This window comes from Atribacterota bacterium, assembly GCA_039638595.1.
GTDB classification, from domain to species: Bacteria; Atribacterota; Atribacteria; order Atribacterales; family Caldatribacteriaceae; genus Profundicultor; species Profundicultor thermophilus.
In genome coordinates this window covers 68,129-80,836 of record JBDIWM010000001.1, presented here as the reverse complement: position 1 = coordinate 80,836, position 12,708 = coordinate 68,129, and the positions used below count along the sequence as shown (strand labels likewise).

At 48.2% G+C, this 12,708-nt stretch carries 10 protein-coding genes; all 10 read left to right on the top strand.

Annotated features, from left to right (window positions below):
• Nucleotides 1-198: 198 nt before the first annotated feature.
• The 10 genes from ABDK92_00375 to ABDK92_00330 all read left to right on the top strand — a co-directional run bounded on the left by ABDK92_00375 (nucleotide 199) and on the right by ABDK92_00330 (nucleotide 12,695).
• On the top strand, nucleotides 199-2,271 hold the full coding sequence (locus tag ABDK92_00375; protein ID MEN3185080.1) for a methyl-accepting chemotaxis protein: 2,073 nt from the start codon (nucleotides 199-201) through the stop codon (nucleotides 2,269-2,271).
• A gap of 20 nt (nucleotides 2,272-2,291) precedes the next feature.
• On the top strand, nucleotides 2,292-2,933 hold the full coding sequence (locus ABDK92_00370) for a hypothetical protein (GenBank protein ID MEN3185079.1): 642 nt from the start codon (nucleotides 2,292-2,294) through the stop codon (nucleotides 2,931-2,933).
• Nucleotides 2,934-2,995: 62 nt separating this feature from the next.
• Nucleotides 2,996-3,730 (top strand): ComF family protein, encoded by a 735-nt coding sequence (locus ABDK92_00365; protein ID MEN3185078.1) that lies wholly within the window; start codon nucleotides 2,996-2,998, stop codon nucleotides 3,728-3,730.
• A 93-nt stretch (nucleotides 3,731-3,823) separates the two neighbouring features.
• Entirely contained in the window at nucleotides 3,824-4,777 is a 954-nt protein-coding gene (locus ABDK92_00360; protein ID MEN3185077.1) for a sugar-binding transcriptional regulator, read from the top strand.
• Between the two features lie 3 nt (nucleotides 4,778-4,780).
• Nucleotides 4,781-5,722, top strand: coding sequence for a carbohydrate kinase family protein (locus ABDK92_00355; GenBank protein ID MEN3185076.1), 942 nt, complete (start codon nucleotides 4,781-4,783; stop codon nucleotides 5,720-5,722).
• Between the two features lie 4 nt (nucleotides 5,723-5,726).
• Nucleotides 5,727-6,908, top strand: a complete 1,182-nt coding sequence (locus tag ABDK92_00350) for a hypothetical protein (GenBank protein ID MEN3185075.1) — start codon at nucleotides 5,727-5,729, stop codon at nucleotides 6,906-6,908.
• A gap of 40 nt (nucleotides 6,909-6,948) precedes the next feature.
• Entirely contained in the window at nucleotides 6,949-8,958 is a 2,010-nt protein-coding gene (pdhA, locus tag ABDK92_00345) for a pyruvate dehydrogenase (acetyl-transferring) E1 component subunit alpha (protein MEN3185074.1), read from the top strand.
• 60 nt (nucleotides 8,959-9,018) lie between these two features.
• Nucleotides 9,019-10,182 (top strand): MFS transporter, encoded by a 1,164-nt coding sequence (locus ABDK92_00340; GenBank protein MEN3185073.1) that lies wholly within the window; start codon nucleotides 9,019-9,021, stop codon nucleotides 10,180-10,182.
• Nucleotides 10,183-10,188: 6 nt separating this feature from the next.
• Nucleotides 10,189-11,703 carry an FGGY-family carbohydrate kinase gene (locus ABDK92_00335; protein MEN3185072.1) on the top strand — a complete coding sequence of 505 codons (1,515 nt, stop codon included), beginning with the start codon at nucleotides 10,189-10,191 and terminating at the stop codon, nucleotides 11,701-11,703.
• A 20-nt stretch (nucleotides 11,704-11,723) separates the two neighbouring features.
• Nucleotides 11,724-12,695 (top strand): sugar phosphate isomerase/epimerase family protein, encoded by a 972-nt coding sequence (locus ABDK92_00330; GenBank protein ID MEN3185071.1) that lies wholly within the window; start codon nucleotides 11,724-11,726, stop codon nucleotides 12,693-12,695.
• Nucleotides 12,696-12,708 lie beyond the last annotated feature (13 nt).

Below are 12,708 nucleotides of genomic sequence, written 5' to 3'. Positions count from 1 at the left end.
AATGAGGATAAAAATTCGCACGAATTATGGTCTTTACAGGAATACTGTATCGATGCCGCTTTCGCCTTGTGATTTCCAGAGTTTGTCCCTGGTTTCTTTTTCATGCTCACCAAAACGTCTTCAGAAAGAGGACGGCCGCTCTATTATTCATGAGCCAAGTCGTCCGTTAGAAGCCTCATAACTAAGGGAGGGCTTATCATGCTTCACCGTGGTTTAAAGGGAAAGTTGATGATTTTTTTTCTCGTTTTTTCCTTGGGTCCGTTGCTTTTCCTGTTTTTTTATGCTTTCTCCCGTTTTCAGGTTTCGCTCACCGAGGCGTATAACTCCCAGTTGCTGAGCATTGCCGATACCGTGGCTCGCTCTGTTGACGCCTGGGCACAGAGAAAGATTGACCAACTTTCTGCCGGTAGGGATCCTAACGCGGTTCAGACCTTTTACGTGAATCCGGACGGGGAGGGTTCGGATAATAAGGGTGCCAAGATTGCGTTGAGGGATAACCCCTACTTTTTGAAAGCGAAGTCAACGGTGTTGCCCACCTTTTCGGGTTTTCAACGGGATAAGGAAACCGGAAAGAAAGTAGTGTGGGTATTTCAACCGCAGGTCGTCAACGAGAAGCTTATTGGAGTGTTGGGAATGGTTGTTTCTGTGGAAGACCTCGAGAACATGGTTGCTTCCATCCGGGTGGGACAAGGTGGCTCTGTGGTTTTGGTGGATGGAGAGGGATATTTTGCCATTCATCCTGATGAAGATAAGGCTTTAGTGACCAAAATTTCTGATGTCGATGCTACTTTGGGAAAAAGGCTCATGGAAGAGAAAAGTGGTTTGCAAGGAGGAGATGGTCGGAGTAACATCCTGGCGTTTTCTAAATCAGAACTTTCCGGCTGGCAAGTTCTCGCTGAAATTCCCGTTCAAGAAGCGTACGCCGGAGTGCTGATGGTGCGAACCTGGCTTTTAGTGATTATTGCCGTTATTGGTGTGGTGGTTACGTTGCTTTCTCTTTGGATTTCGGGAATGGTTTCTTCGGGGATTATCAAAATAACGGGTATTGCGAAACTCGTTGCGACGGGGGATTTAAGTGTAGAAACCGCTGAGCTTGAGGGTCTGAAAGAACGGTTTCGGGATGAGGTGGGAATTCTGGCTGGGGTATTTTCGCAGATGGTCTCCAATTTGCGGGACTTGGCCCGAAGCATTGTTGAGGTTTCCACACGTCTTGCTTCTTCGAGTGTCGAGGTTTCCCGTTCTTTGGAGGAGATAACCAGAGCAAACCAAGAAGTCGCCGGTGCTGTAGCGCAGGTAGCTGAGGGTTCCGCGAAACAGAGTGAAGACCTTAACCAGCTTAGTCGAAGAGCTGAGGAAATGGCTGAAAAAGCCGATATGGTGAACCGGGCTACGCAGCGAAACCTTGCTCTTCTTGAGGAAATGAAAGAGAACTTGCAGAGAAATTCACGCTCTCTCACTGAAATTGAGAAGGCTATTACCATGGTGGAAAAAGAAGAGGAAAATACCCAGAAGGAAGCTCAAAAGGGGCGGGAACTTCTGGAGATTCTCTTGAATAACATTTCTTCCATCTCTCAGGTTGCCGGAGAAGCAGGAAAGGCCATATCCACATTGAACGAACGGTCGCAAGAAATTGGAAAGATTGTTGATATCATTACCACCATTGCCGAACAGACCAATCTCCTTTCTCTCAATGCGGCCATTGAAGCGGCTCGGGCTGGCGAAGCTGGGAGAGGTTTTGCGGTGGTGGCCGAAGAAGTCCGAAAGTTGGCCGAGAACTCAGCGCAGGCTGCCCAGCAGATTGCGCAACTCGTCGCAGAGATCCAGAAAGATACTGCCATGGCGGTAGAAAAAATGGAAGAAGCACGTTCTCGAGTTGACGGTGGTGTGCGACAGACACAGGAAGCGAGCACTGGATTCAGCACCATTGCTCAGGCCATACACCGGGTAATGGAAAGCATTCAAGCTTTGGCTCAGGCTTTTGAGACAGCGAGGAATGCTCAAAAAACGACCGAAAGAGGAGAAGAAGAAATTACGACCCTTTCCGAAGATAACGTCAAACTCATTGAGGAAGTCTTGGGGCATATTCGGTTCGTTTCTGAAAGCATTGCTTCACTCGCTTCGGTGTCCAGCGAGAACGCTGCTTCAAGCGAAGTGGTCTCGGCTTCAGTGGAAGAACAGAGTGCCTCTTTGGAAGGTGTTGCTGGGACAACAAAAGCCCTCTCTGAATTGGCTCAAGAATTGCGCCAGGCAGTTTCTCGTTTTAAAATGTAAAGGTAAGGAGATACCAAAGCGTGGGGCCGTTTATCCAAAAACTTCGTCTTAGCGTTATCGCCGATTGGCAGAAAATTCTGACTCATCCATTTTTGGTGGAATTGGTTCGGGGTGTTCTTCCCCGAACCAAGTTCGATTATTACCTAAGTCAGGATGATCACTACCTCCAGGATCTTCTTTCCACCTTGGGGATTCTGGTGGCTAAATCGTGCGGAGAGACCAAAAGGTTTGCCGTTCGACTACTCTATGAGACTTTACATGGTGAAATAACAATGCATGAAGTAATCGCAAAAGAAGGTAAAACAAAAACTTTTCCCAGGGGTGAAGCGGCGTCTGCGTATGGTGACTTTCTGCTTCGCACGGCGTATGAAGGGGATGCGCTTGATATCCTCGTTGCAATTTGTCCTTGTTTCTGGAGTTATCTGGAAATCGGAGAACAACTATTTCCTCAGATAGAAACAAATATCCCTTCGGTATACCGTTTCTGGGTAGAGAGTTATGTCAGCGATGGGTATAGGCGGATTACCAGTGAGCTTCTTACCCGCGTGGAAGAAGAGCTGAGTGGTGTTTCAGAAAGAAAGCACGTGAATCTCGTTGGTCTTTTTCAACGGGCCACTTGGTTTGAGTATCGCTTTTGGGAGGAGAGTTATGCATTTCATTGAGGGTGAATGATACCTGAGTGACATTGGCAATCGGGTGGACTTTGTGAACGGGATCGGTTTTCATGGTAGATCGAGATAGGAATATAAACCTCCTTGAGGGTTTATGCAATTTTTTCCTTCCCCAGCATTGTGTGGCTTGTGCTCGTTATCTTCCTTCCTCATCCGGTTTTCCTCTCTGTGAACAATGCCTTTTGCAGGTTCCTTTCTTAAGGACTCCGTTTTGCGTTCGTTGTGGAAGACCCGTTGCAGGAGGACGGATTCTTCTCTGCCGACGTTGTCAGAGTTTTTCGTTTCACTTCGATGAAGCGAGGGCTGTAACGCTCTATGAAACCCCGATTCGGGAATGTATCCATGCTCTGAAATATCAGGGGGTCTTCTCTTTTATCCCCTTTTTTGTCCATTTGCTGGTCGAATACATGGAAGAACACCCTTTTTTACGAGAGGTCGATTATATCTTGCCGGTACCCTTACACCCCAAGCGGTTAAAAGAAAGAGGGTTTAACCAGACGTTACTTCTGGCTCGGAACTTGAGTGTCCAGTTTGGGATTCCCCTTCTGAATGGGGCTGTCATTCGATGGAAACACACCGTCCCCCAGGTCGGTTTAAGCCTTCGAGAGCGGCGGAAGAATGTCCAGAATGCCTTCCGGATGGTACAACCAATATCCCACCAGGGCAATCGTATTCTTATTATTGACGATGTTTTGACTTCTCGAGCCACAGTGGATGCTTTAAGTAGGGTCCTGAAGCAGGCGGGTTGTCGAACGGTTCGGGTACTGGCCATTGCTTCAGGGAAGTAAGCGAAAATTTATTCTTTGTTATAAGAGTTATTGATTTTTTTGCCTCTGTTTGTACAATATATTTGAAATATTATTCTTTTTAGGAATAATTCTATGGATGAAGATGACCTGGAATTGATGACCCGGGTGGCGTGGCTTCACTTTGTGGAGGGAATGACTCAGGGAACGATTGCTTCGTATCTGGGGATTTCTCAACCCAAGGTGGCTCGCCTGGTTGACAAGGCTCAGAAAATAGGCATTGTAAAAATTTCCATTGCTTCTCCCTATCGGAGCTGTCTTGAAGTTGAGAGACAGCTTTCTCGGCTTTTTCCCACCCTTAAGGATGTTCTGGTGGTACCGGTACCCTCTCAGGAAACTATTTTTGAAAGTTTGGGTCGAGCTGGTGCCTGGTACCTGGAACGAGTTTTACGAGATGGGGACTTGGTGGGCATTGCCTGGGGAAGAACTCTGAAGCAGGTGGCCCTTTCCATCAAAAAAGCGGAGGTCAAGAATCTTAAGTTTGTCACTCTGGTGGGGGGACTCACTTCTTCTGCGTCACTCAATCCCTATACCATTGGGGAGAAACTTGCCTCGATTTTTGAAGGTGAGTGCTATTATCTCTACGCGCCGGCAGTGGTGGAAAGCGAGGACGTACGGAATTTTTACCTCAATGAACGAATCAATCGTCGGACTTTGGACCTTGCTCGCCAGGCCAAGTGGTCTTTGGTAGGGATTGGAACTGTGGATGCACGGTATTCTATTTATTCTCTTACTGGATTTATTGATTATCACGAATGGGAACTCCTGAGGCAGAAGGGAGCGGTAGGAGATATCGTTGGACAGTTTTACGACGTTTGGGGAAACATTGTGGATACGCCTTTGCATCGCCGAACGGTGGCTATTCCTTTGGAGGATGTCAAAAGGATGCAGAATGTCATTGGGATTGCTGGAGGACTGAATAAAGTGGAAGCGATTTTGGGGGCTCTGCATGGTGGGTACATCAAAATTCTCATTACTGATGAGCCGACGGCGCTCAAAATTGTGGAATATGAGAAGGGAGAGGGGTAAGGTATGGCACGGATAACCTGTGTGGGAATTCTGGTTGCAGACCTCATTGGCCGGCCCATTGATCGTTTACCGGAGAAGGGAAAGTTAATGCTCGTTCCGGAAATGGAACTCCATGTTGGTGGATGTGCCCACAACACTGGAGTGGTGTTGCGGAAGCTGGGGGAAGAGGTTACGGTAGTAGGAAAGGTTGGAAAAGATGACCTGGGTGAGGTGGTCATCCGTTCTCTGGAACGGCATGGAGTGGACGCTCGGGGGGTAGCTCTGGATGAAGTGTACCATACTTCGGCGACCATGGTCATTCTTGACACGGCTGGGGAACGAACTTTTCTCCACTACCCCGGGACGAATTCTTGCCTGCGAGCGCAGGATGTACGGGATGAGTTCTTGGCAGATGTTCAAATCGTCCATGTAGCTGGGAGCTTTCTGATGCCTGGTTTTGATGGAGAAGAGACTGCGCTCCTTTTTCGGCGGGCAAAGGGTCTGGGAGTGATAACGTCTTTAGATACAGCCTGGGATGATACTGGAAAGTGGTTGGCTACGATTAAACCGGTTTTACCGCATATCGACATTTTCATCTCTAATCGGGACGAATCATCCCGGATCTCTGGTAAAACGAGCCTTGTCGAAATAGCACAGTTTTTCCTTGATTGGGGAATCAAAATTGTGGCGATCAAAATGGGTGCAGAAGGAAGTTTTATTATGACTGATGAAGAAAAAATTGTTGTTCCTCCCTTTCGGGTGAAAGTAGTGGATGGCACTGGTGCAGGTGATGCTTTTGCGGCGGGCTTTCTCACCGGATACTTGAAAGGATGGGACCTTTACGAGGTGGGTCGGTTTGCCAACGCTTGTGGGGCGATGTGTGTCCAGAAGATGGGTGCTACTGAAGGTGTGGGGACTCTGGGAGAGGTGCTGGCTTTTATGAAACAGCCTGAAGTTGGAGGATAAAACGATGAAATATGGAGTTCAATTTGGGGCTGGTAACATTGGACGGGGTTTTATTGGACATCTCCTCTGGGAATCGGGTTTCCGGACGATTTTTGTAGAAGCGAACCAGGAACTGGTAAAGCTTCTTAACGAAAAAGGAAGGTATCCGTTGCGGCTTCTGGATAAAGATGGGACCGCTCACGACCTTCTGATCGACCGCATTGAAGCACTCTCAAGTGAGGAAGAGGACCGAGTGATTGACGCTGTTGGCGGGGCAGAAATCGTTTTTACCGCAGTGGGAGTAAAAAATCTACAACTAATTGCCCGAACCTTGGCTCGGGGAATTGAAAAAAGGTTTAGGGCTAATCCTCAGTTTCTCAACGTATTTCTCTGTGAGAACTTGAAAGATGCTCCGGTCTTGCTGCGGAAAGAAGTGGAGGCGTATCTTTCGCCTCTGGGAAAAGATTTCTGTCAGCAAAAAGTTGGTTTTGTGGGAACGGTGGTTGCCAGAATGGTTCCAGTTATTGGAGAGCGGTATGGAATTAACGACCCCCTCCTTATTGTGGCTGAATCCTATCATAAACTTCCTTTTGATGTCGGGGCAGTAAGGGGTTCGGTTCCTTCCATTTCAGGATTAAAACCAGCCAGTGATTTTCAAGCTGAGGTGGATAAAAAACTTTTTCTTCACAACCTGGGTCATGCAGTGCTGGCATACGTGGGATACCTGAAAAAATATGCCTATATTCATGAAGCCATTCATGATCCAGAGGTTGAAGGGATTTTGGGGGGTGTGTGGGAGGAGGTTACGCGTTCTCTGTTTCACAAGTATCCTGCCATCAACCGTACTGAGACAAAAGAAATGGTACAAGACCTCAAGGAACGCTTTGCTAATCCGGCTCTGATGGATACAGTGGAACGGGTGGGACGAGAACCGCTCCGGAAGTTAAAGCCAGACGATAGGCTGGTGGGAGGCATTCATCTTTGTCTTTCCCAGGGAATTTTTCCGCGGTTTATTGCCATGGCCTGCGGAGCAGCCCTCCATTACGATTTTTCTGGCGATCCCGAAGCGGTCATGTTGCAAGAGATGATCATCAAGAAAGGGGTAAAAGAGGTCATAAAAGAGGTGTGTGCGCTTGATCCGGAGAGTGAGATAGGGAAGGAGGTCCTTGCTTCTTATCATTTCTGGTTGCACACGAAAGTTCGGTAGTGGGGTTCAAACATTGATGAAAATGAATGGAGGTGTCTTTATGGAAAATAGAGAAAAACTTTTAGCCATGTATAAGGATATGCTTCGCATCCGCCGTTTTGAAGAAACGGTGAGCGATCTCTTCAGTCAGGATAAGATTCGAGGAACAACCCATCTCTACATTGGCGAGGAAGCAGTGGCAGTGGGGGCATGTCATGGAATCCACTCCGACGATTACATCACTTCTACCCATCGGGGGCATGGTCACTGTATTGCCAAAGGGGCTACACTCGATAAAATGATGGCTGAGCTGTATGGGAAAATCGATGGGTACTGTAAGGGAAAGGGTGGTTCGCTGCACATTGCGGACCTCGATGCGTTTAATCTGGGAGCCAACGGGATTGTCGGTGGTGGGATCCCCATTGCCGTTGGTTCCGGCTTTACGGCTAAATACAAAAACAGTGGTAAAGTTACAGTGTGTTTTTTTGGGGATGGAGCCGTAAACACCGGAGCATTTCACGAGGCTGTGAACCTGGCAGCGGTGTGGAAGTTACCGGTCGTTTTTGTGTGTGAAAATAACCTCTATGCCATGTCTACACCAGTCAGAGAGGCGTTTCCCATCCAGGATATCGCTGAACGGGCTCAGGCTTACGGAATTCCGGGACTGGTCGTGGATGGAATGGACGTGCTGGCAGTCAAAGAGGCGGTAGAACAGGCTGCAGAACGGGCTCGCCGGGGTGATGGTCCTACCCTCATTGAGTGCAAGACCTATCGGTATCTGGGGCACTCCAAAAACGACCCCCGGGTCTATCGGACCAAAGAAGAGGAAAAACAGTGGAAGGAGAGGGACCCAATCAAGCGGTATCGAAAGTGGCTTTTGGAGAATGGTGGGGTTCTGGAAGAGGATCTGCGAAAAATCGACGAGGAAGTGGAAAAGGAAGTTGAAGAGGCCATTGCTTTTGCAGAAAAAAGTCCCTATCCTCCACTGGAAGAAATCACCAGAGACGTCTATGTGGAGGAGGACTTTGCCGAGATTGAACGGCGGAAAGGAACGAGGGTCGTCAAAACCATCGAAGAGATGGGTAGCGTTGAATCAATGCGAGTCATAACTTACCGGGATGCTTTGAATGAGGCGCTTCGAGAGGAAATGCTCCGTGACGAAAATGTGGTGCTTATCGGGGAAGATATTGGACTCTATGGAGGAGCTTACGGGGTGACGAGGGGATTGTGGCAGGAATGCAGGGGAGAACGGATTTGTAATACTCCCATTTCTGAGGCGGCCATTGTTGGTTGCTGCGTAGGTTCGGCGATGACTGGTTTACGTCCTGTAGGGGAGATCATGTATATTGATTTTCTCACTCTGGCTATGGACCAGCTGGTTAACCAGGGGGCCAAAATTCGTTACATGTTTGGTGGGAAAGCTCGGGTTCCCATGGTGATCCGTACCGAAGGTGGATGTGGGCGTTCTTCGGGCGCGCAACATGCGCAGAGCCTGGAAGCCTGGTTTTTGCATGTTCCAGGACTCAAGGTGGTGATGCCGGGGACTCCTTTTGATGCTAAAGGATTGTTGAAAGCGGCGATTCGAGAAGATAATCCCATTCTTTTTATCGAACACAAGATGCTTTATAACACGAAGGGCCCTCTTCCAGATGAGGAGTACATCATTCCCATTGGTGTGGCAGATATAAAAAGAGAGGGGCGGGATGTGACGGTGGTTGCCTATTCCCGTATGCTTCTTGTGGCCCTGGAGGCAGCTCAGCTCCTTTCCCAGGAAGGAATAGAAGTGGAAGTGGTGGATCCCAGGACTCTTCTTCCTCTTGATATCGAGACAATTTGTCAATCGGTCCGAAAAACCAATAGAGTGGTTATCGTCTATGAGGGCTGCCGTACCGGTGGGACAGGTGCCGAGATTGGGATGCAGATTATGGAGCATGCTTTTGATTATCTGGATGCTCCCATCATCCGTCTGGGAGCTTATGATGCTCCGGTTCCCTGTAGCCGATACTTAGAGGATAATTATATTCCTCAGGTACAGGACGTGGTAAAAGCCGTCAAGGAGTTGGTGCGATAATACCGTAATGGCCCTGTATGGACTTTTTGGATCCTGCAGGGCCAAAAAGGAGCTTAGGCTATGGAGAAGAAGGTACGGCAAAAACTCTATTTTTTGGTTACCGTTGCCTTTTATTTTTTGGCTCTCTCGATGGTTCTCACCGGAGCTGTGCTTCCTGAATGGTTGAATCGCTTTCAGATTTCGTCATCCGAAGGGGGGCAGCTTTTTTCTCTTTATTATTTCTCTTATGTTCTTGTTACTTTCAGTAGTGGGATCCTTGCGGACCTGGTGGGGACGAAATGGATTTTGGTTTTGAGCCAGCTTTTTCTCCTCATCGGATTTTCCACCGTGAGTCTTGCGGATCGTTTTTCCACCATCAAATGGGGGATGCTCCTTTTGGGTTTTGGAGGAGGATTCTGTGAAGCTCCCCTTACTGGTCTTGTTTCCAGAGTTTTTACAGGGGAAGAGGGGTATGCGTTGAACGTAAGTCAGATTTCTTTTGGACTGGGGGCAGCAAGCGGACCATTTTTAATGGGTTTTTTCCTGGGTCAGGGTGTTTCCTGGAGGGTACTCTATTTTATTTCTGCTTTGATTTCTTTTTTGCTTCTGGTTCTTTTCGCGATTGAGCGAACATTTTTGGTGGTACCTAAGGTAGAGAAAGAGAAAAAGGACTGGTTGAGCCTTCTGAATTTTCGGAGTTTGCTTCTTTCCAGTTTCTTGGCTATATTCTTATATGTGGGAGCAGAAATTGGGTCTTCTGCCTGGATGAGTACGTATATGGTGCGGGAACTTAACGCAAGCATCTATGTTGGGGGAATTGCCATGGCTATTTTCTGGGGCAGCATAACTGTGGGCAGGTTCCTCTTTGCACAGCTTGCGCGTTTTTTCCCTCCTCCGCGACTATTACGTTTAGCGGTGGGTATTAGCCTGGTATTCCTTGTACTCCTTAACAGTACCAGTCAGGTGAATTTAGTACTCCTCGCTCTGGGTGGCGTGGGTCTGGGGTACTCGGCGATATGGCCCTTTATTGTGGCCAACGTGGCCGGTAAAGTTGGACATCTCCAGGCGACGGCTATTGGTTTTACCGTTGCTTTTGGGGGGATAGGGGCTCTCTTTTTTCCCTGGTTGATGGGAGTATGGATCGATTTTTTGAATCTTCGTTCCATCTTTTTACTGGTTCTTATACTGGTGGTGGTGCTCTTGATGGTGGTGCGAGGTGAGAATTTCAGAGAAGAGAGGGGGTAATAAACCTTGATTCTTTTAGGTATTGATGTCGGTACAAGTGGTTGCAAGGGGGTGGCCTTTCAGGAGGATGGAGCATTGTTAGGGGTGGTTCAGCGAGAGTACCCTTTCATTACCCCTCAGTCAGGGTGGTTGGAGATCGATCCGAAGAAAATATGGGAGGCAGTTTCGCTTGTTATTCAGGAAATTACAGTCCAACTCAAGAAACGTATCGATGTTATCGCTGTCACTTCACATGGAGAAACGCTGGTCCCGCTCGGTAAAAACGGTAAACCGCTTGGCAACGCCATCGCCAATTTTGATACTCGAGCCCAGGGGTATGTGGATTTCTGGAAAGCAAGAATCGATCCCTTCGAACTTTTTCAGATTACCGGTATGCCTCTTCATGGTATGTATACCGTCAACAAGATTCTCTGGCTTCGTGAGCATTGGCCAGAAATATTTGAAGAAACTTGGAAGTTTTCTTGCGTGGAGGATTTCGTGATCGCTTGTCTGACCCAGGACGAGCCGGTTATTGATTATTCGCTTGCTTCCCGGACCATGATGTTTGATGTCCGAAAGAAAGAATGGTCGGACAAGATTCTGGCACTGGCCGGAGTGGAAAAAGAACGTCTCCCTCGTCTTGAGCCTTCAGGGAAGATAGTGGGGGTTTTGAGCGCTTCACTTCGGAGAGAATGGGGGTTACCGGAGATACCCATTGCCACCGGGGGGCATGACCAACCCTGTGGAGTTCTGGGTTGTGGAATACGGAAACGGGGTGAAGCCATGTATGGAATCGGAACTTCAGAGTGCGTGGCGCTTAATCTGGGCAGCTCTCCTTCTTTGACTCGAGAAATGATGGAGAACAGTTTTTGCTGTTATCCTCACGTGGCGGAGGGAAATTACATCACCCTGGCGTATGTCGCTTCGGGGGGGTCGGTGTTGCGTTGGTTTCGGGATCAATTTGGCTATGAGGAGACTCTCAGAGCCAAACAGGAAAGCCGGGATGTGTATGATGTTCTTTTAGAGGACCTTCCTGAACAACCAACTTCTCTTTTTGTTCTGCCGCATTTTGCCGGTTCTGGGACACCGTATCTTGATGAGCGTTCTCGGGGGGCCATGCTGGGTCTCACTCTGGGCACCAGAAAGAAAGAAGTGGTCCGGGCAATTTTGGAGAGTTTGACCTATGAGATGAAACTCAATCTGGATCTCTTTGAACAGTTCGGAATTCCGGTAAGGGCATTACGGGTTATTGGGGGTGGTTCGCGTTCCCGGCAGTGGTTGCAGATTAAGGCTGATATTCTCCAAAAACCGCTTATGGTACTTGAAACCGGTGAAGCCGTGGCACTCGGTACGGCTATGCTGGCCGGCAAGGCCAGGGGTATTTTTTCCACCCTTGACGAAGCGGGAGAAGCAATGGTCCGGGTAGGGGAAGAATTTGTACCTTCTCATCTTGTTTCGCTCTACACCCGGCGTTATGCCGTTTATCGTGAGATTTATAAAAAGATTCGGGAGTTGAATTTGGAGATTAGCAAATTAGTATAATGGATAAGGGGGGTTCTTTCATGAAGAGCAAAGGTTTTGCGACTGGTATCTGGGTTTTTGGTTCGTGTTCAGACCGATACTGTGTGCGGGGATACAAAGAGGGATTTTCTCTGGAGATGGCCTTAGATAAGATTGCGGCGATTGATGGATTACGGGGCGTAATCATGCATTATCCCCATCCCATTAATGAGCAGACGGTGGAAGCTGTCAAAAAAGAGCTGGAAAGGCGGAATCTGCAACTTGCTTCCTGTGATGTGGACCTTTTTAGTGACCCCGTGTTTGCTCTGGGTAGTATCGTGTCAGAGAACGAGGGTTTGCGGAAAAAAGCGATTGATATGAGCAAAAAAGCAATGGATATTGCTGAATATCTGGGAGCCGAGGTCATGAACCTCTGGCCAGGTCAAGATGGTTTTGATTATCCTTTTCAAATTGATTATCGTACTCAATGGGAGCTCCTGGTTCAGGCTCTGCGGGAAATTGCCGAGCACAATCCCCGGGTCAAGTTGAGTTTGGAGTATAAATTACGGGAGCCCCGGACTCATTCCACCATTACCAATGCCGGAGTGGCGCTTTTTCTGGCTCAAATAACTGGGCTGCCCAATGTTGGCGTGACCATCGACCTTGGTCATTCGTTTAATTGTAAAGAGTCTCCAGGAAATGTGGTGGCTTTTCTGGATCGATACGGGAAGCTTTTTGCTTTGCATCTTAATGACAATTTCCGGGATTGGGACGACGATATGGCTGTGGGAGTGGTGCATTTCTGGGAGACGCTGGAGTTCCTTTATTATCTCTATCATTCTAATTATAATGGCTGGTTGGGACTTGACATTTTTCCCTATCGGGAGGATCCGACAATGGCTTGTCAGGTCAGTATTGAAAATGTAACCAGCATGTTGAGTGTGGTGGAAAAAATCGATGTGGTGATGCTTCGGGAAATGCAGAGGAAAGCGGATGGACTTTCGGCCATGCGTTACGTCAAGAGCCTCTTATAAGAGAGGGGGGGAC

Coding starts and splice junctions, on each gene's coding strand:
- ABDK92_00350 (MEN3185075.1), top strand. CDS start 5,727: ATGAAATATGGAGTTCAATTTGGGGCTGGTAACATTGGACGGGGTTTT.
- ABDK92_00340 (MEN3185073.1), top strand. CDS start 9,019: ATGGAGAAGAAGGTACGGCAAAAACTCTATTTTTTGGTTACCGTTGCC.
- ABDK92_00360 (MEN3185077.1), top strand. CDS start 3,824: ATGGATGAAGATGACCTGGAATTGATGACCCGGGTGGCGTGGCTTCAC.
- pdhA (MEN3185074.1), top strand. CDS start 6,949: ATGGAAAATAGAGAAAAACTTTTAGCCATGTATAAGGATATGCTTCGC.
- ABDK92_00355 (MEN3185076.1), top strand. CDS start 4,781: ATGGCACGGATAACCTGTGTGGGAATTCTGGTTGCAGACCTCATTGGC.
- ABDK92_00365 (MEN3185078.1), top strand. CDS start 2,996: ATGGTAGATCGAGATAGGAATATAAACCTCCTTGAGGGTTTATGCAAT.
- ABDK92_00330 (MEN3185071.1), top strand. CDS start 11,724: ATGAAGAGCAAAGGTTTTGCGACTGGTATCTGGGTTTTTGGTTCGTGT.
- ABDK92_00375 (MEN3185080.1), top strand. CDS start 199: ATGCTTCACCGTGGTTTAAAGGGAAAGTTGATGATTTTTTTTCTCGTT.